Source organism: Streptomyces sp. NPDC051217 (assembly GCF_044455465.1).
Lineage (GTDB): Bacteria > Actinomycetota > Actinomycetes > Streptomycetales > Streptomycetaceae > Streptomyces.
Genome location: NZ_JBITEV010000004.1, coordinates 408,279 through 427,109, shown reverse-complemented (window position 1 = coordinate 427,109; position 18,831 = coordinate 408,279). Strand labels below are relative to the sequence as shown.

The 18,831-nt window shown below is 73.3% G+C and carries 15 protein-coding genes and 1 riboswitch; of the genes, 10 read left to right on the top strand and 5 right to left on the bottom strand.

Features of this window, described 5'->3' with window-relative positions; translation table 11 throughout:
- Positions 1 to 117: 117 nt before the first annotated feature.
- Positions 118 to 519: a VOC family protein gene (locus ACIBBB_RS13170; RefSeq protein WP_398981193.1), complete on the top strand. Its 402-nt coding sequence runs from the start codon at positions 118 to 120 to the stop codon at positions 517 to 519.
- 115 nt (positions 520 to 634) lie between these two features.
- On the opposite strand, the gene ACIBBB_RS13165 is transcribed toward ACIBBB_RS13170, so the two are convergent.
- The 3 genes from ACIBBB_RS13165 to ACIBBB_RS13155 form a co-directional block, all read right to left on the bottom strand.
- The gene (locus tag ACIBBB_RS13165) at positions 635 to 2,068 is read right to left on the bottom strand and encodes a hypothetical protein (protein WP_398981191.1); all 1,434 of its coding nucleotides are present in this window, start codon (positions 2,066 to 2,068) and stop codon (positions 635 to 637) included.
- 180 nt (positions 2,069 to 2,248) lie between these two features.
- Complete coding sequence (locus tag ACIBBB_RS13160; RefSeq protein WP_398981189.1) at positions 2,249 to 3,376, bottom strand: alpha/beta hydrolase; 1,128 nt, start codon at positions 3,374 to 3,376, stop codon at positions 2,249 to 2,251.
- A 94-nt stretch (positions 3,377 to 3,470) separates the two neighbouring features.
- On the bottom strand, positions 3,471 to 4,193 hold the full coding sequence (locus ACIBBB_RS13155) for a class II aldolase/adducin family protein (RefSeq protein WP_398981187.1): 723 nt from the start codon (positions 4,191 to 4,193) through the stop codon (positions 3,471 to 3,473).
- Between the two features lie 238 nt (positions 4,194 to 4,431).
- On the opposite strand from ACIBBB_RS13155, the gene ACIBBB_RS13150 reads away from it, so the two are divergent.
- Positions 4,432 to 5,700: an anion permease gene (locus ACIBBB_RS13150; protein ID WP_398981185.1), complete on the top strand. Its 1,269-nt coding sequence runs from the start codon at positions 4,432 to 4,434 to the stop codon at positions 5,698 to 5,700.
- 74 nt (positions 5,701 to 5,774) lie between these two features.
- Positions 5,775 to 6,008: a hypothetical protein gene (locus ACIBBB_RS13145; RefSeq protein WP_398981183.1), complete on the top strand. Its 234-nt coding sequence runs from the start codon at positions 5,775 to 5,777 to the stop codon at positions 6,006 to 6,008.
- A 62-nt stretch (positions 6,009 to 6,070) separates the two neighbouring features.
- On the opposite strand, the gene ACIBBB_RS13140 is transcribed toward ACIBBB_RS13145, so the two are convergent.
- Entirely contained in the window at positions 6,071 to 6,250 is a 180-nt protein-coding gene (locus ACIBBB_RS13140) for a hypothetical protein (protein ID WP_398981181.1), read from the bottom strand.
- 218 nt (positions 6,251 to 6,468) lie between these two features.
- Positions 6,469 to 6,545: riboswitch (cobalamin riboswitch) on the top strand.
- A gap of 142 nt (positions 6,546 to 6,687) precedes the next feature.
- On the opposite strand from ACIBBB_RS13140, the gene ACIBBB_RS13135 reads away from it, so the two are divergent.
- The 7 genes from ACIBBB_RS13135 (at position 6,688) to cobI (ending at position 17,972) form a co-directional block, all read left to right on the top strand.
- Entirely contained in the window at positions 6,688 to 7,674 is a 987-nt protein-coding gene (locus ACIBBB_RS13135) for a cobalamin biosynthesis protein (RefSeq protein WP_398981178.1), read from the top strand.
- Positions 7,671 to 9,233, top strand: coding sequence for a cobyric acid synthase (locus tag ACIBBB_RS13130; RefSeq protein ID WP_398981176.1), 1,563 nt, complete (start codon positions 7,671 to 7,673; stop codon positions 9,231 to 9,233). Before ACIBBB_RS13135 ends, ACIBBB_RS13130 begins: the two co-directional genes overlap by 4 nt.
- Before the next feature lie 65 nt (positions 9,234 to 9,298).
- Complete coding sequence (gene cobN / locus ACIBBB_RS13125) at positions 9,299 to 12,961, top strand: cobaltochelatase subunit CobN (protein ID WP_398981328.1); 3,663 nt, start codon at positions 9,299 to 9,301, stop codon at positions 12,959 to 12,961.
- Positions 12,962 to 13,040: 79 nt separating this feature from the next.
- The gene (locus ACIBBB_RS13120) at positions 13,041 to 15,095 is read left to right on the top strand and encodes a putative cobaltochelatase (protein WP_398981174.1); all 2,055 of its coding nucleotides are present in this window, start codon (positions 13,041 to 13,043) and stop codon (positions 15,093 to 15,095) included.
- Entirely contained in the window at positions 15,095 to 15,694 is a 600-nt protein-coding gene (cobO, locus tag ACIBBB_RS13115) for a cob(I)yrinic acid a,c-diamide adenosyltransferase (RefSeq protein WP_398981172.1), read from the top strand. The genes ACIBBB_RS13120 and cobO overlap by 1 nt, the downstream gene beginning before the upstream one ends.
- Positions 15,695 to 15,723: 29 nt before the next feature.
- Positions 15,724 to 17,220, top strand: a complete 1,497-nt coding sequence (locus tag ACIBBB_RS13110; RefSeq protein WP_398981326.1) for a cobyrinate a,c-diamide synthase — start codon at positions 15,724 to 15,726, stop codon at positions 17,218 to 17,220.
- Positions 17,217 to 17,972, top strand: a complete 756-nt coding sequence (cobI, locus tag ACIBBB_RS13105; protein WP_398981170.1) for a precorrin-2 C(20)-methyltransferase — start codon at positions 17,217 to 17,219, stop codon at positions 17,970 to 17,972. Before ACIBBB_RS13110 ends, cobI begins: the two co-directional genes overlap by 4 nt.
- A gap of 17 nt (positions 17,973 to 17,989) precedes the next feature.
- Here the strand turns inward: cobI and ACIBBB_RS13100 are convergent, their stop codons facing one another.
- The gene (locus tag ACIBBB_RS13100; RefSeq protein WP_398981167.1) at positions 17,990 to 18,766 is read right to left on the bottom strand and encodes a ZIP family metal transporter; all 777 of its coding nucleotides are present in this window, start codon (positions 18,764 to 18,766) and stop codon (positions 17,990 to 17,992) included.
- Positions 18,767 to 18,831 lie beyond the last annotated feature (65 nt).

Here is an 18,831-nt window from a genome sequence, read left to right as displayed (position 1 = left end):
TTTACGCCCCACGGGGTCCCCCGGGGGCACGCGGCCGGGCTGCGTTGTCAGTGGCCGGTGCCAGACTGGAGGAACTGAGACACAGGTCACATCCGAGCTTGGAGAAGGGTGATCAGCATGGCGGGTGCGCCGAGTATCTGTCCGACGCTCGTCTACGAGGACGCGAAGGCGGCCATCAGGACCCTGAAGGACGCCTTCGGCTTCACGGAGGTGAGTGTGTACGAGGGCGAGGACGGCAGCGTCCTCCATGCCGAACTGGCCCATGGGAACGGCATGGTGATGCTGGGTTCCAGAAAGAGCGAGGGTGTCTTCGCCGAGGCGATGGCGGGCGGCGGGCCCGCCGGGGTCTATGTGGTCGTCGAGGACGTCGACGCGCACCACGCGCGCGCCGCGGGACAGGGAGTGGAGATCCTGATGCCGCCCACGGACCAGGACTACGGCTCCCGGGACTACATGGCGCGCGACGCGGAGGGCAACGTGTGGAGCTTCGGGACGTACGCCCCGGGCGCCGGCAGCTGAGCCTTCCGGCTCCGGGCCCGGGGACTGGGTAGCTGGGCGGCCGGGCGGCTGGGCAGCTGGGCGGCTGGGCGGCTGACGCTCCGGTGCGTGGCGGGTGGACCGGTGCGCGGGCCGGTCAGGCGCCTCCGGTGTGGACCTGGAACGCCGCCCGGCGTACAGCCTTCGCGAGCGCCGGGTCCGGGTGCGCGGCGGCCAGGGCGACCAGCACCTGCACGGTGCGGGGATGGCCGACGGCCCTGATCTCGTCGAGCAGGGCGGGGACGGTGCCCTGGACGGCCGAGTCGAGGTGGCGGACCAGCAGCGCGGTCTCGCCGTGGTCGGCGACGGCGGCGGCGGTGTCGACCCAGAGCCAGGTCGACTCCTCACGGGTGAGGACGTCCGGAGCGTCCTCGGGGTCCGCGCCCTCGTACTCGGCGAGCCAGAGCAACGCGTAGGGGCGCAGGGAGGGTTCGGCCGATGCGGTGCGCACCTCCGGCTCGGCGGGGGCGCCGACGACGCGCAGCGCCTCGAAGGCGAGTCCGCGCAGGAGCGCGTCATCGCCGCGTGCCACGGCGATGAGTTCGGTGACCGCGCTGCCGACGGTGCGGGCGGCGAGCCAGGCGCGGTATTCGGCGCGGGCCGGTCCGGGGGTGAGCCGGGCGCAGCCGCGCAGCATGTTCTCGGCGGACTGCTCGATGTTGCCCGCCGGGCTCTGCGCGGCGACACAGATCTGCTCCAGCTTGACCCAGACCGCCCAGTTGCCGAGCGGGGTGAGGGTCGCCTGGCCCTCGCCGAGGGTCAGGGCGCCGACGGCGGCCAGGCCCTCCAGCGCCCAGTCGAGAAGGTGCGGCAGCGGGACGGTCGTGGCGGTGGCCGGGGCGGCCTCGGAGCCGGGCTTCGGCGCGGAGGCGGTCGGCGCCGTGGGACCGGACGCGGTCGTGGGGTCGTACGGCACCTCGCAGCGCTCGTCGCGCAGTTCCGCGACGCGCTGCTGGAGCAGGTCGAGAAGGGCAGGTACGAGCACGGGGCCGGCCGACAGCTGGAGGAGGGAGAGCACCTGGGGGACGGCTTCCACGACCTCGGCGACCGTCGCCGGGGCGAGGTCGTCCGGGGCGGCGTGGACGAGCGACCAGGCGTCGAAGAGGGCGACCCAGCCGCGCAGGACGGCGGAGTCGTCACGGTCCCAGGCGCGCAGGCGCCAGCCGGGGCGCGCGGTGCCGCCGTGCAGTTCGACGAGCCCGGCGAGCCTGGCGCGGTCCCAGCCCGCGCTCACCTGGTCCGGCGTCAACTCCAGGGCGGCGGCGGCCCGTTCGCGGGCCTTCGGGGCGAGCGGGCCCGCTCCGGGGTCCCGGTCGGCCGCGGCCCAGCGGGCGATCCGTACGGCGTCGGCGAGGACGGCCCGCGCCTGACGGGCCAGCTCCGCGGGCGGCGGTGTGCCCTCCGGCGGACGGGGCGCCGGACGTGTTCGCCCGGTGGTCACGGCCCTGCGGGCCGTGGTCAGGGCCCGGGGACGGACGAGTCGGAGTCTGGAGTTGCGCGCCAATTGCTCATCAGGCTTTCGGGACGTCACGGGAGCAGTCTTCCCGCTGATTGCCCGAAAGCCCAAACGGAACCTCCCGCCCAAGCCTCCACCCGCCGGTCACATGCCCGGGAAGACACCGGAGCGGAGGGTGGTCGGGGGCGGCCGGGAGGCGCCGGGGGCGATACCGCACGGAGGTTGCGCTCGGGGGTGAGTGAGGGTGACGCGGGGTTACATGAGGGGGGTGAGGAAGCGGCGGAGCGTCTCCTCGTAACCGGTGGGGTCCGCGTTCCACATGGCGCCGTGCGGGGCGTCCGAGACCGTGTGCAGGACGACCAGGTCGGTTCGGCGGGCGGCCAGTTCGCGGGAGGGGTACCAGGGGGCCAGACCGTCGTCGGGGCCGTGGATGATCAGCGTGGGGACGTCGAGCTTCCCCGGATCGGCGACCACGGGCAGCCGGCCGCCGCGCAGTCCCGTCCGGCCCTGCGCCGCGCGGACGGCGAGCGGCAGCAGCGGGCCGGGGGTGCGGCGGGCGGTGGCCAGGGCGCGCAGGGTGGCCTCCCAGTCGAGTACGGGGCTGTCCAGGACGAGTCCCTTGATGCGGTCGCGCTGTCCGGACTTCCCGGCGGCATGCAGGGCCATCGTGGCTCCGACGGACCAGCCGTACAGGATGACGTGCTCGGCGCCGCCCCGCACGGCGAAGCGGATCGCGGCGTCGAGGTCCCGCCATTCGGAGTCGCCGAGGTGCCCGAGGCCGTCCGGGGAACGCGGGGCGCCCGGGTCGCCCCGGTAGAACAGGTTCAGCACCGGGAGATGCTGATCCACCAGGAACTCCATGACGTTCATCGGGTGCTCGGGGGTCGCGCCGAGGCCGTGCGCCGTGATCGCCCAGGTCTCCCGGCTGCCGGGCACGAACCACCCCGGCAGCGCGCCGAGTTCGCCGGGGATCTCCACCCGGTCGTATTCCAGGCCGAGCGCGCTGCCGGGGTCGCCCTGGTGGATCTGGGGGGTGAGCCGGACACGGCTGCCGGCGGCGAGGGTGCCGCGGCCGACGCGCTCCAGCCGGCGGACGACGGTGTCGGCGGGATGCGGTACGTCGTCGATGACCGGTCCGACGACCGCCTGGACGTCCGCGGACTCCAGCCCGTAGGTGCCGGGGCGCAGGGAGGCCAGGCAGCGCGTGAGGGTCACCCGGCCGGCGGCCGTGGCATGCACGGTGAGCCGTGGGTCGCCCGGCAGTGGTCGCCCGGGAGGCGCCTTGAGCGCGGCGTCGCTGGCGTACCGGCCGGCCGCCACAGCGGCCGTGCCGACACCGATCACTGTGGTGACGGCTGCTGCCGTCGCTCTGGCCGGGCGCATTTTCCCAGTGTCGGTACGGACGGCCGGTACGGCCAGCGGAGCAGGCGTCCGGGGTGACGGGGGGCAACCGCCGGGGCCCGTCGGGCGCGCGTGATCAGCCCGGCTGGCCGTAACCCTTGAGCTGACGCTCGACGTCCCGCACCTGCCGCCGGGAGAGCAGGCTGGGCGCGTGGCCGGGGACGGAGCTCGCCGTGAGCCAGAGGCGGCACATCCACTCCAGCTGGGCCGTGCGGTCGTAGGCCTTGTCCAGGGTGGCTGCGTGCGTGACGGTGCCGTGGTTCTGGAGCAGACAGCCCGTGCGGTCGCGCAGCGCGCGCACCATGTTCTCGGCCAGGGCGTCCGTGCCGTACATCGCGTACGGGGCGACCCGGACCGGACCGCCGAAGTCCGCCGCCATGTAGTGGATCAGGGGCAGTTCGGGCACGAGGGTGGAGACGGCGGTGGCGTGGACGGCGTGCGTGTGGACCACGGCGCCGGCGTCCGCGTTCCGGTAGACCTCCAGATGCATCGGCAGCTCGCTGGTGGGCTTGAGACGGCCGATGACCTGGTGGCCGTCCAGGTCCACGGCGACGGTGTCCTCGGGCGTCAGCCGGTCGTACGGCACCCCGCTGGGCGTGACGAGGACCAGATCTCCGACCCGTACGGACACATTGCCGGAGGTGCCGACGACAAGGCCGTCGGCCGCGCTCCGGCGGGCGGTGGCGACGAGATCCCGCCACGCCTGTTCGATCGCCTGCTCCCGGGCCTCTTCGTGACTGTCGTCGTGCGCGTCTTCCTGCGCGTCTTCGCCCGCGTGCCCGTCTCCGGTTTCCGTCATGCGGCGATCCTGCCAGGTGGCCCACCCGGGGTCGCGCGGGTCCCTGGTGGCCACCTTCGGGTGAATCTCGGCGAGGCGTCCGACCCGGCGACGAGGCCCGTGCTCCGCGCCCGGAAGGAGCGCGGAACGAATACCCCCTGGCGAGAGTCACCGCAAAGCCTGCCCCAGTTCATCTTCCGTTCATTCAACGTACCTACGTTCCTGAACGGCCGATGATGTCAAGGGATTGTCAGGGTTAATGGAACACCTCACGCTGCTGCTAGCGATCGTGATCGTGACAGCTCTCGTGTTCGACTTCACGAACGGTTTCCACGACACCGCCAACGCGATGGCGACGACCATCTCGACCGGCGCGCTGAAACCCAAGACGGCGGTAGCGATGTCCGCCGTGCTCAACCTCGTCGGCGCGTTCCTGTCGGTCGAGGTCGCCAAGACCATCTCCGGCGGGCTCATCAACGAGCAGGGCATCAGAACAGAAGTGATCTTCGCGGCGCTCGTCGGCGCCATCCTGTGGAACTTGTTCACCTGGCTGCTCGGCCTTCCGTCGAGCTCCTCCCACGCTCTCTTCGGCGGTCTCATCGGCGCCACGCTGATGTCCGTCGGCGCCTCGGGTGTCAACGGCGGGGTCGTCGTCACCAAGGTCCTGCTCCCGGCGCTCGCCGCGCCCCTGGTCGCCGGTCTGGCCGCGATGCTCGCCACCCGGCTGACGTACCGCGTCGGCCGTGACACGGACGAGAAGGCCACGGCGAAGGGCTACCGCGCGGGACAGATCGCGTCGGCCGGCCTCGTGTCCCTCGCCCACGGCACCAACGACGCGCAGAAGACGATGGGTGTCATCACCCTCGCGCTGGTCACCGGCGGCGTCCTCGCCCCCGGCTCCAACCCCCCGCTGTGGGTGATCGTCTCCGCCGGTGTCGCGATCGCACTGGGCACCTATCTCGGCGGCTGGCGCATCATCCGCACGATGGGCAAGGGCCTCACCGACCTCCGCCCGCCACAGGGCTTCGCCGCCCAGACCAGCGCGGCGACCGTCATCCTCGCCTCGTCCCACCTGGGATTCTCGCTCTCCACCACACAGTCCTGCTCCGGTGCGGTGATGGGCGCGGGCCTCGGCCGCAAGGGCGGAGTCGTCCGCTGGTCGACCGCCACCCGGATGTTCATCGCCTGGGGGCTGACCCTGCCTGCCGCCGCTCTGGTCGCGGCGGGCGCCGAATTCCTGACCGGTCAGGGCCCGTGGGGCATCGCGGCCACGGCCGCGCTGCTCGTCGTGCTCTCGGCGGTCATCTGGTTCGCGTCGCGGCGTCAGCCGATCGACCACACCAATGTCAACGCGGCGGACGAAACCGCCGGCGCCGACGGGCCCTCGGGTGTCGTGACCGCGGCCGTCGCCGCCGTCACCCCGCCCCCTGTGGGCGGTCCGGTGTCGGAGATCGCCGCCACCATCCCGGCCACGGGGACGGGCGCCGCGGACCCGACCACCGAACCGGCCCGGCCCGCGGCCGTCTGACATCAGGGGCCCGACATCAGCGGCCCGACACCGACGGCCCGACACCGACTGACGAAGCGAAGGACTCTTTCAGCATGAACATCGACTGGGCGGCGCTCGGCTCCGTCTTCGGCGTCAGCCTCGTGGCCACCGTCGCTCTGGTGGGCCTGTTCACCCTGGGCATCGTCGGGCTCTCGAAGAGCGCGGCACCCACGGGGGGCGGCACTACGGGCACCGGGTCCGTCGCCGTCGCCCGCACCGGCGCGTACGTCTGCTTCGCCCTGTGCCTGGCCGCCGTGTCGTACGGGATCTACATGATCGTCGCCTGACCGGACGCGGTGGAGGGGGTGGCCCGTACGTCACGGGCCATCCCCTCCACCGCGTGCGCGCGTCAGCGCGGTTCGCGCACCGCCCGGTACGCGTCGTCCGCGGCATCGTCGATGGTCCCTTCCAGACGCTTGAGGTCGATGCCGAGATCACGCGTGATCAGTGAGTACGCCTCCTTGGACCAGGTGCTGGGGGTGTCGAGGTCGACCGTGCCTCCGTTGGAGAGCAGCGTGCGTCCGCGCACCTCGCGTGGCCGATGTGGTACGAGCCGGGGTGCCGGCCCCGGATGCCGGTGCCGGCCGGCGGGTGGACGGGCCGGCCGCCATGCCCGCCGCGGGCGGGCCGGGTGCCGTGGGCGCCCCCGCCGTGTGGGCCTCAGCACACTGCCCCGCCGCAGGTCAAAGCCTGGTTGACGGGAATTCGCACGCGTGGTGGACTGCCGAGGCCAATACGGCGACAGCGAGAGGAAGCCGGTGCGAATCCGGCGCGGTCCCGCCACTGTGACCGGGGACAGCCATGTCCCCGGGAGCCAGGAACTCTTGTCGCCGCATCACGTCGAACCAGGGCGCGGACCCTGAGTGAGGACAAGTCGCCATGCCCGGCTGCGGTTCTGCTGTCGCGTTCAGACCTTCGAGTACGAGAACCCCGAGAGCGTCCCGAGGCGTATCGGCGGGCTGAGCGATGCGTGCCGAGTATTCGGCGGGCCGCGAAGTACCGGCCCAGGGAAGCGTTTTCGCGTACGGCGCCGTCGCCGGTCTCCTCGCCGACCGGCTCTTCGGCGATCCCCGGCGCGGCCATCCGGTCGCCGCTTTCGGACGTACGGCGAACGCCGTGGAGCGCCTGCTGTGGCGTGACCACCGGGGCTGGGGCGCGCTGCACGCCGCCGTGTGCGCCGGGGGTGCGGCCGGGGTGGCCGCACTCGTGACGCGCGGGCTGCGGGGCCGTACGGCCGCCTCGGTGGCGCTGACCGCCGCCGTCACCTGGACCGTGGTGGGCGGCACGTCGCTGGGGCGCGAGGCCCGTGCCGTCGGCGGGGCGCTGGCGGCCGGGGACGTCGAGGTCGCGCGCGAGCGGCTGCCGCATCTGTGCGGGCGGGATCCGCAGGAACTGGACGAGGGGCAGATCGCCCGCGCCGTCGTGGAGTCCGTCGCCGAGAACACCTCGGACGCCGTCGTGGGAGCCCTGGTCTGGGGCGCGTTGGGCGGGGTGCCGGGGCTGGTCGCGTTCCGGGCCGTCAACACGCTGGACGCGATGGTCGGCCACCGGTCGCCGCGCCATCTGCGCTTCGGCTGGGCGTCGGCGCGGCTGGACGATGTGGCCGGCTGGCCGGGCGCCCGGCTGACGGCGGCGCTGGCGGCGGTGGCGGGCGGCGCGCCCGCGCGGGCGCTGCGGGCGGTACGGCGCGACGCGGGCCGTCATCCGAGCCCCAACGCGGGCCCCGTGGAAGCGGCGTTCGCGGGCGCGCTGGGCGTGCGGCTGGGGGGCACCCTCGCGTACGGCGGGCGGGTCGAGCACCGGCCGGTGCTGAACGGCGCCGGGCGGCCGGTCGAGGTGGCCGACATCGAGCGGGCGGCCGAACTGTCGCGCCGGGTGGGCGTGCTGGCGTTGGGGGTCTGCGTGGCCGGGCGGCTGCTGGCCGACAACCTCCTTGGGAGGGGGCGCCGATGAGCACGGGAGGCCGGCCCGGTGGTGGGCTGCTCGTAGCCGGGACGACGTCCGACGCCGGGAAGAGCGTCGTGACGGCGGGTATCTGCCGCTGGCTCGTCCGCCGGGGCGTGAAGGTGGCGCCCTTCAAGGGGCAGAACATGTCACTGAATTCGTTCGTGACGCGCGAGGGCGCCGAGATCGGCCGGGCACAGGCGATGCAGGCACAGGCGGCGCGCGTGGAGCCGACGGCGCTGATGAATCCCGTCCTGCTCAAGCCGGGCAGCGACCGCAGCAGTCAAGTCGTCCTGATGGGGCGGCCGGTGGGTGAACTGAGCGCCCGTGGCTACCACGGCGACGGCGCGGGGCCCGGCCGCCAGGAGACCCTCCTGGGCACCGTCGTGGAGTGTCTGGAGGAACTGCGGCGTACACACGACGCGGTGATCTGCGAGGGCGCGGGCAGTCCGGCGGAGATCAATCTGCGGCGTACGGACATCGTGAACATGGGCGTCGCGCGGGCGGCCCGGCTGCCGGTCGTCGTGGTCGGCGACATCGACAGGGGCGGTGTCTTCGCGTCCTTCTTCGGTACGACGGCGCTGCTGAGCCCCGAGGACCAGGCACTGGTCGCGGGCTATCTCGTGAACAAGTTCCGGGGCGACGTGTCGTTGCTGGAACCGGGTCTGGAGATGCTGCGCGGGCTGACCGGCCGTGCCACGTACGGTGTGCTGCCCTTCCGGCACGGTCTGGGCATCGACGAGGAGGACGGTCTGCGGGTCTCGCCGCGCGGCGCCGTGCGCGAGTCGGTGGTGGCCCCTCCGTACGGAGAGGACGTCCTGCGGGTCGCCGTCTGCGCGGTGCCGCTGATGTCCAACTTCACGGACGTGGACGCGCTGGCGGCCGAACCGGGTGTGGTGGTGCGGTTCGTGGACCGCGCCGACGAGATCACCGACGCGGACCTGGTGATCGTCCCCGGTACCCGCGGCACGGTGCGCGCGCTGGCCTGGCTGCGCGAGCGGGGTCTCGCCGGCGCGCTGCTGCGGCGCGCCGCCGAGGGCCGCCCCGTCCTCGGTATCTGCGGTGGTTACCAGCTCCTCGGCGAGCACATCGAGGACGACGTGGAGTCCGGCGCGGGCTCGGTGGACGGCCTCGGACTGCTGCCCGTTCGCATCGAGTTCGCCCGCGAGAAGACCCTGGCGCGACCCGTCGGCGAGGCGCTGGGCGAGAGCGTCGAGGGCTACGAGATCCACCACGGCGTCGCCTCCGTGGAAGGCGGCGATCCGTTCCTGATCGACGGTGCCGGCCGTCGTCTGGACGGGTGCCGTTCGGGCCAGGTGTGGGGCACGCACTGGCACGGCTCGCTGGAGAGCGACGGCTTCCGGCGCGCCTTCCTGCGCGAGGTTTCCGGGGCGGCCGGGCGCCGCTTCGTACCCGCCCCGGACACCTCGTTCGCCGCCCTGCGCGAGGAGCAACTCGACCTTCTCGGCGATCTGATCGAGGAACACGCGGACACGGACGCGCTGCTGCGGCTGATCGAGTCGGGCGCCCCGTCAGGACTTCCCTTCATCGCACCTGGAGCGCCATGACCACCGTGAGCAGCACGAGCACTGTGAGCGACCGGGGCAGCGAGCAGGCGAACACCGTCCTGCTGCTGTCCACCGCCGACACCGATCTGCTGGCCGCCCGCGCCTCCGGGGCGCCGTACGTCATCGGCAACCCGACCCGGGTCGACGCCACCGACGACCTGCCCGCGCTGATCGCCGGGGCGCGGATCGCCGTCGTACGGCTCCTCGGCGGCAAACGCGCCTGGGAGGACGGGCTCGCCGCGCTCGCCGCTTCCGGCATACCGACCGTGCTGCTGGGCGGGGAGTCCGTACCGGACGCGGAGCTGATGGCCGACTCGTCGGTGCCCGCCGGTGTGGTGGCCGAGGCGCTGCGCTACCTGGTCGAGGGCGGGCCGGAGAATCTGGCGGAGCTGGCGCGGTTCCTCTCCGACACCGTGCTGCTGACCGGGGAGGGGTTCGAGGCGCCGCGCCCGATGCCCGAGTGGGGTGTGCACGGCGAGCGCTCCTTCGTAGAAGGGCGGCCGACGGTCGGGGTGCTCTTCTACCGCGCGCACCAGCTGTCCGGGAACACCTCCTTCGTGGACGTGCTGTGCGACCGCATCGAGGAGCGGGGCGCCAACGCCCTTCCGGTGTACTGCGGTTCACTGCGCGGCGCCGATCCCGCCCTCTACGAACGGCTCGGCGCGGCGGACGCGCTGATCGCGACCGTGCTCGCGGCCGGCGGCACCGTCGCCTCGGACGCGTCGGCGGGCGGCGACGACGAGGCGTGGGACATCGGGGCGCTGGCCGACCTCGACATACCCGTCCTGCAAGGGCTCTGTCTGACGTCCTCACGGGCCGCCTGGGACGCGTCGGACGCCGCCCTGTCCCCCATGGACGCGGCGATGCAGGTCGCGATCCCGGAGTTCGACGGGCGGCTGATCACGGTCCCGTTCTCCTTCAAGGAGCAGGGCCCGGACGGGGTCCCGGTCTACGCCGCCGATCCCGAGCGGGCCGGCCGGGTCGCCGGGATCGCGGTGCGGCACGCCCGGCTGGCGCACAAGCCGAACGCGGAGAAGAAACTGGCGGTGGTCTTCACCGCGTACCCGACGAAGCACTCACGCGTCGGCAACGCGGTCGGTCTCGACACCCCCGCGTCGGCGGTGCGGGTGCTGGACGCCCTGCGCGACGCCGGTTACCGGGTGGGGGAGGGCGCGGACGCGCACCCGGACAACGGTGACGAGCTGATCCACCGGCTCATCAACGCCGGTGGCCACGACGTGGAGTGGCTGACGGAGGAGCAACTGGCCGTGGCACCCGCGCGGGTGCCGCTCGCCGACTACCGCGCCTGGTTCGACAAGCTGGAGCCGGGGCTCCGCGCGGGCATGCTGGAGCACTGGGGCGAGCCGCCGGGCTCGCTGTACGTGGACGGCGACGCCATCGTGCTCGCGTCGCTCCGGTTCGGGAACGTCGTGGTGATGATCCAGCCCCCGCGCGGCTTCGGCGAGAACCCCATCGCGATCTACCACGACCCGGACATGCCGCCGTCGCACCACTACATGGCGGCGTACCGCTGGCTGGAGACGGCGGCCGACCAGAACGGTTTCGGCGCGGACGCGGTCGTCCACATGGGCAAGCACGGCACGATGGAGTGGCTGCCCGGCAAGGGCCTCGGCCTGTCGGCGGGCTGCGGCCCGGACGCGGTGCTCGGTGAACTGCCGCTGATCTACCCGTTCATCGTCAACGACCCCGGCGAGGGCACCCAGGCCAAGCGGCGAGGCCACGCCACGGTCGTGGACCATCTGGTGCCGCCGATGGCACGCGCCGACACCTACGGCGACCTGGCCAAGCTGGAGCAACTGCTCGACGAGTACGCGCTGGTCAGCGATCTCGACCCGACGAAGGCCCCGGCCGTGCGGGCCCAGATCTGGACGCTCGTCAAGGCCGCCGAGCTGCACCACGACCTGCATGTCGACGAGCAGCCGGGCGAGGACGACTTCGACTCGTTCGTCATGCATGTCGACGGCTATCTCTGTGAGATCAAGGACGTCCAGATCAGGGACGGTCTGCACATCCTCGGCGGCGGCCCCGAGGGCGGGGCACGGGTCAACCTGGTGCTCGCCGTGCTGCGCGCCTCGCAGGTGTGGGGCGGCGAGGCGAACGCCCTGCCGGGCCTGCGGGCGGCGCTCGCCGAGCACTTCGGGCTGGTCGAGAAGGAGCTGCTGGGCGAGCCGGGGGCGCCGGTGAAGGTGCCGGTCGAGCTGACGGATCTGGTGGCGGGTCCGGCGCGGTCGGCGGCGGACGCGATCGATCTGCTGGAGCAGCTCTGCCGGCGGCTCGCGGAGGGCATGGAGGAGCGGGCCTGGGAGCTGTCGGCGGCGGCCCCGCTGGTCGGTGAGGTCCTGGGGCACGAACTGGCTTCCGCGGTGGCCGTGTTGGGCTTCGCCTCTACTGAGGTGGTGCCGAGACTGGCCCGTACGACGGACGAGATCGAGAACATCCTGCGCGCCCTGGACGGTGGTTTCGTCCCGGCGGGCCCCTCCGGGTCGCCGACGCGCGGGCTCGTCAACGTCCTGCCGACGGGCCGCAACTTCTACTCGGTCGATCCCAAGGCCATTCCGTCGCGGCTTTCGTGGGAGGTGGGCCAGGCCCTGGCCGACTCGCTGGTCGCCCGGTATCTGGCCGACGCGGGCGCCTATCCGGCGTCGGTGGGGCTGACCGTCTGGGGCACGTCCGCGATGCGCACCCAGGGCGACGACATCGCCGAGATCCTGGCGCTGCTGGGCTGCCGGCCGGTGTGGGACGACGCGTCGCGGCGGGTCACCGGCTTCGAGATCGTGCCCGCGGCGGAGCTGGGGCGGCCCCGGATCGATGTGACGGTGCGGATCTCGGGCTTCTTCCGGGACGCCTTCCCGCATGTGGTGGGGCTGATCGACGACGCGGTACGGGCGGTGGCGGAGCTGGACGAGCCGGCCGAGGCCAACTACGTACGGGCGCACGCCGATCAGGACACGGCGGAGCACGGCGACCGCCGGCGCGCGACGGCGCGGATCTTCGGGTCGAAGCCGGGTGCGTACGGGGCGGGTCTGCTGCCGCTGATCGACGCGCGGAACTGGCAGTCGGACGCGGACCTCGCCGAGGTGTACGCGGTGTGGGGCGGTTACGCGTACGGGCGCGGGCTCGACGGGCGCGCGGCGCGCGGCGACATGGAGACGGCGTTCCGGCGGATCAAGGTGGCGGCGAAGAATGTCGACACGAGGGAGCACGATCTGGTCGACGCCGACGACTACTTCCAGTACCACGGCGGCATGGTCGCGATGGTGCGGCATCTGACGGGTGAGTCGCCCGAGGCGTACGTGGGTGACAGCGCGACGCCGGACCAGATCAAGACGCGGACGCTGGGCGAGGAGACGCACCGGGTGTTCCGGGCGCGGGTGGTCAATCCGCGCTGGATGGCGGCGATGCGGCGGCACGGCTACAAGGGTGCTTTCGAGATGGCCGCGACGGTGGACTACCTGTTCGGGTACGACGCGACGGCCGGGGTCGTGGACGACTGGATGTACGAGAAGTTGTCGGCGGAGTACGTCTTCGCGCCGGAGAACCAGGAGTTCATGCGGCAGTCCAACCCGTGGGCGCTGAGGGGCATCACGGAGCGGCTGCTGGAGGCCGCCGAGCGGGGGCTGTGGGGGGAGCCGGACGAGCGGACGCTGGAGCGGCTGCGGGCGACGTATCTGGAACTTGAGGGCGATCTGGAGGGGGACCGGGAGTGAGCGCGAGCCCAGTCGTCGCCGGGGCCGGCTTCCGAACGCCGGACCGGCCGAGCACCCTGACCCATGCCATGGAGGCACTGTGAGTACGCCTTACCCCTTCACCGCGCTCGTCGGGCAGGACGATCTGCGGCTCGCGCTGCTGCTCAACGCCGTCTCCCCCGCCGTGGGCGGGGTTCTCGTGCGCGGCGAGAAGGGCACCGCGAAGAGCACGGCCGTGCGCGCCCTCTCGGTTCTCATACCGGAGGTGTCCGTCGTCGTCGGATGCCGGTTCTCCTGCGACCCGGGGGCTCCCGACCCGGCGTGTCCTGACGGGCCGCACGAGGGCGGCGTCGGCGCGGCGCGGCCCGCGCGGATGGTCGAACTGCCTGTCGGCGCCTCCGAGGACCGGCTTGTCGGCGCGCTCGACATCGAGCGTGCGCTGGCCGAGGGCGTGAAGGCGTTCGAGCCGGGGCTCCTCGCCGACGCGCACCGGGGCGTGCTGTACGTCGACGAGGTCAACCTCCTCCACGACCACCTGGTGGACCTTCTGTTGGACGCCGCCGCGATGGGCGCCTCCTACGTGGAGCGCGAGGGCGTCTCCGTACGGCACGCCTCCCGCTTCCTGCTCGTCGGGACGATGAACCCCGAGGAGGGCGAGCTGCGACCGCAGTTGCTCGACCGGTTCGGGCTGACCGTCGAGGTCGCCGCGTCGCGCGAGCCCGATCTGCGGGTGGAGGTCGTACGGCGGCGGCTCGCCTACGACGACGACCCCGCCGCCTTCGCCGCGCGCTGGGCCGACGAGGAGAACGAGTTGCGGGCGCGCATCGTGGCCGCGCGGGCGCTGCTGCCCGAGGTACGCCTCGGGGACGCCGCGCTGCGGCAGATCGCGGCGACGTGCGCCGCGTTCGAGGTGGACGGCATGCGGGCCGACATCGTGATGGCGCGGACGGCGACGACGCTCGCCGCGTGGGCGGGGCGCACGGTCGTACTGGCCGAGGACGTTCGGCAGGCCGCGCTGCTGGCGCTGCCGCACCGCAGGCGACGCAATCCGTTCGACGCGCCCGGTCTCGACGAGGAGAAGCTGGACGACACGCTGGAGGAGTTCGGCGGGGGCGAGGACGACTCGCCGGACGACGACCCGGATCCCGACGGGCCCGGGGGCGGGCAGCCACCCAGGGACGGCTCTGACGGCTCTGACGGCCCGCGGGGGCCGGAGGCGCCGGAGGGTTCGGCCGACCCGGCGGACTCCCCCGCGCAGCCCGAGGAGGCGCGGGGCGGCCGGCCCGCCGGGGGCGGCGAGCAGTCCGCCGTACGCGCCGCCGAGCCCTTCCGTACGAAGATGCTCAGCGTGCCCGGTCTCGGTGAGGGCGCGGCGGGGCGCCGTTCACGGGCGCGTACCGATCATGGTCGTACGACCGGGGCGCGGCGGCCCCGGGGCGCGCTGACCAAGCTGCATCTGGCCGCGACTGTCCGGGCCGCCGCGCCGCACCAGCGGGCGCGCGGCCGTTCGGGGCGCGGGCTGGTCGTGCGTCGCGACGATCTGCGGCAGGCGACCCGCGAGGGGCGCGAGGGCAATCTGGTGCTGTTCGTGGTGGACGCCTCCGGGTCGATGGCCGCGCGGCAGCGCATGTCGGCCGTCAAGGGCGCCGTGCTGTCGCTGCTCCTGGACGCGTACCAGCGGCGCGACAAGGTCGGTCTGATCACCTTCCGGGGGAAGGACGCCACGGTGGCGCTGCCGCCGACCTCCTCGGTCGACGCGGCGGCCGTACGGCTGGAGTCGCTGCCCACCGGCGGGCGGACCCCGCTGTCCGCCGGGCTGTTGAAGGCGCAGGACGTCCTGCGGGTGGAGCGGATGCGCGATCCCGCGCGGCGCCCGCTGCTCGTCGTGGTGACGGACGGGCGGGCGACCGGCGGGGCCGATCCGGTGGCGCTCGGTACGCGCGCGGCGCGGCTGCACGCCGCCGAGGGCACGGCGTCGGTGGTCGTCGACTGCGAGTCGGGGCCGGTACGGCTGGGGTTGGCGGTCGCGCTCGCGGGTGAGCTGGGCGGCACGGCCGTCACGCTCGACGAGCTGCGGGCGGACAGCATCGCGGGGCTGGTCAGGGATGTGCGGGGCGCCCGGGGCGCTTCGGGCGCGCAGAGGAGGGTTGCCTGATGCCGCAGGGACAGCCGGTGGTCGTGCCGGACGACGGTCTCACCACCCGGCAGCGCCGTAACCGCCCGCTCGTCGTCGTCCACACGGGCATCGGCAAGGGCAAGTCGACGGCCGCGTTCGGGCTGGCGCTGCGCGGCTGGACGCAGGGCTGGCCGATCGGGGTGTTCCAGTTCGTCAAGTCGGCGAAGTGGAAGGTGGGCGAGGAGCACGCGCTGAAGGTGCTCGGGGCGAGCGGCGAGGGCGGTTCGGTCGACTGGCACAAGATGGGTGAGGGCTGGTCCTGGGTCCAGCGCGACAAGCAGCTTTCCAATGAGGACGCGGCGCGCGAGGGCTGGGAGCAGGTCAAGCGCGACCTGGCGGCGCAGACGTACCGGCTGTACGTGCTGGACGAGTTCGCGTACCCGATGCACTGGGGCTGGGTGGACACCGACGAGGTCGTACGGGTGCTGCGGGAGCGGCCGGGGACGCAGCACGTCGTGATCACCGGGCGGAACGCGCCCGAGCCGCTGGTCGAACTCGCCGATCTGGTCACCGACATGACGAAGGTCAAGCATCCGATGGACGCGGGGCAGAAGGGGCAGAGGGGCATCGAGTGGTGAGCACCGCCCCGGTCCGCGCCGTCTCACGGGTGTCCGTGCCGCGACTCGTCATCGCCGCGCCGGCGTCCGGCAGTGGCAAGACCACCGTCGCCACCGGGCTGATGGCGCTCTTCGCCGCGCGTGGCCTCGCCGTGTCCCCGCACAAGGTCGGGCCCGACTACATCGACGCGGGATACCACGCGTTGGCGACGGGGCGGCCGGGCCGGAACCTCGACGCGTATCTGTGCGGTACGGAGCTGGTCGCACCGCTCTTCGCGCACGGCGCGGCCGGCTGTGACCTGGCCGTGGTCGAGGGCGTGATGGGGCTGTACGACGGCGCCGCCGGGCAGGGCGAACTCGGGTCCACCGCCCAGGTGGCGAAGCTGCTGCGCGCGCCCGTGGTGCTCGTCGTGGACGCGTCGTCGCAGTCCCGGTCGGTGGCGGCGCTGGTGCACGGGTTCGCGTCGTGGGACCCGGAGGTGCGGATCGGCGGGGTGATCCTCAACAAGGTCGCGTCCGACCGGCACGAGGCGTTGCTGCGTGAGGCGCTGGACGAGTCCGGGGTGCCGGTGCTCGGCGTACTGCGGCGGGCGGCCGAGATCGAGACGCCGTCGCGGCATCTGGGGTTGGTGCCGGTGGCGGAGCGGCGGGGGGACGCGGTGGGGGTTGTGCGGGGGGTGGCGGAGCGGGTGCGGGTGGGGTGTGACGTGGAGGGGCTGCTCCGGTTGGCGCGGAGTGCGCCCTCCTTGGAGGTTGCGGTTTGGGATGCGGGGCGGGAGGTGGGGGGTGGCGTCGGCGGCGGGCCTGTTCTCCTACCCGCCCCTTCCCTCGACCGGGTCTCAGCCCCGGGCCCCGTACGGGCTTCGGCCGTGCCCTCAAACGCCGGGCGGGCTGTATTTCAGGGTTCCGCCCCGGGCCCCGCTCCTCAAACGCCGGAGAGGCCGGAGAGGCCCGTCGTAGCCGTCGCCGGGGGACCGGCCTTCACCTTTTCGTACGCCGAGCATGCCGAGCTTCTCCGCGCCGCCGGCGCCGATGTCGTCGTCTTCGATCCCCTCCGGGACGAGCGACTGCCGCCCGGCACCGAGGGGTTGGTCATCGGTGGCGGGTTTCCCGAGGTCTACGCGCCCGAGTTGGGGGCCAACGAACCCCTCCGCGAAGCCGTCGCCGAACTGGCCCACTCCGGCGCCCCCGTGGCCGCCGAGTGCGCCGGGCTGCTCTATCTCGCGCGTTCGCTGGACGGGGCGCCGATGTGTGGCGTGCTCGGCGCCGACGCGCGGATGTCGGAGCGGCTGACGCTCGGGTACCGGGAGGCCGTCGCCGTCGGGGACAGCGTCCTCGCCGCTGCCGGGACACGCCTTCGGGGACACGAGTTCCACCGGACGGTGCTCGAACCGGGGGCCGGCGCGGCGCCCGCGTGGGGGCTCGTGCGGCCCGAGCGCCGGGTCGAGGGGTTCGTACAGCGGGGCGTGCACGCGAGCTATCTGCATACGCACTGGGCGGCGGCGCCCGGCATGGCACGGAGATTCGTCGAAAGGTGCACGGCATGAGCGGCAGACTCGTCGGGGTCGGGGTGGGGCCCGGTGACCCCGAGTTGGTGACGGTGAAGGGCGTACGTCTTCTGCGGGAGGCGGACGTCGTCGTCGTACCCGTCATGGCGGCGGCCGACGGCACGGACGGCGGGGAGCCCGGCCGGGCCGAGGCGACCGTGCTGCACTACATCGGCGCCGAGAAGGTCCGGCGTGTCGTCTTCGCGCTCAACGAGCGGGCCGACCGGGCCCGTCGCGAGGCCGCCTGGGACGCGGCGGGCGGCCACGTCGCCGAGCTGCTGCGCGCGCATCCGTACGGAAGCGTGGCGTTCGCGACGCTCGGCGACCCGAACGTCTACTCGACCTTCACCTATCTCGCCCAGACGATCGGTGAGCTGGTGCCGGGGACGGTCGTGGAGACCGTGCCGGGGATCACCGCCATGCAGGACCTGGCCGCGCGGGGCGGCGCCGTACTGACCGAGGGGACCGAGCCGCTGACGCTGGTCCCCGTGACGGCGGGCGCCTCCGTACTGAAGGACGCCCTGGACGGTCCGGGCACCGTCGTGGCCTACAAGTTCGGGCGGCTGGCCGGTGAGGTCGCCACCGCGCTGCGGGAGACCGGCCGTACGGAGGGCGCGGTGTGGGGGTCGGCGCTCGGGCTGCCGGAGGAGTCGATCCGCCCCGCGTCCGAGCTTGAGCAGGGGACGCTGCCGTACCTCTCGACGCTCATCGCACCCGCGCGGCGCGACGGCGGGCGCGGGGGCAAGCTGTGAGCGCGGGCCGGCGCGGGTCAGTTGGCCAGCGCCACGACAAGCCAGATGAAGCCCACGCCGCCGACGGTGCACAGCAGCGTCGACAGCGCCGGGTGTTCGTGATGCGCCTCGGGCAGGATCTCGGCGGCGGCCAGATACAGCAGCGCGCCGCCGAAGAACCCGAGATAGCTGCCGATCAGTTCCTCCGGAAGGGTGAACAGCAGTGTGGAGGCCGCCCCGACGACGGGCGCGAGGGCGTCGGCGAAGAGCATCGTGAACGCTCTGCGGCGGTCGTTCCCGTAGAGGCTGGTGAGCGTGTACGTGTTGAAGCCGTCGGCGAAGTCGTGGGTGATGACGGCGAGCGCGACGGTCGCGCCCATGCCGCCGCCGACCTGGAACGCGGCGCCGAGTGCGACGCCGTCCATCAGGCTGTGCAGCACCATCGCGGACGCCGCCGTCAGGCCCACCTCGGGCGCGCGGTCGGTCCGGCCGGCGCCGCCGCCGTGGCCCCCCGCGTGGCCGTGCGTGGTCTCGGCGTCCGCCGCGCCGTGCGCGGCCCGGCGTACGGCCAGCAGGCGCTCCACGACGTGCGCGAAGAGGAATCCGCCGACGAACAGCAGGAGCGCCCGGTGGACGCCCAGGAAGTCCTCGCCGGCCGCGTCCATGGCCTCGGGCAGCAGTTCGAGGCCGACCACACCGAGCATCAGCCCGCCGGCCAGGCCGAGTACCAGATGTCGGCGGTCGGTGACGCGCTGCGCCGTCCACCCGCCGAAGAGCGTCATGAGGAACGCGCCGAGCGCGACGAACACCGCCATGCGCCCTTGCTAGCCGATCGGACCCCCGGTCCGCACATCCATGTTCACCCCTTCCGTTCCCCCGC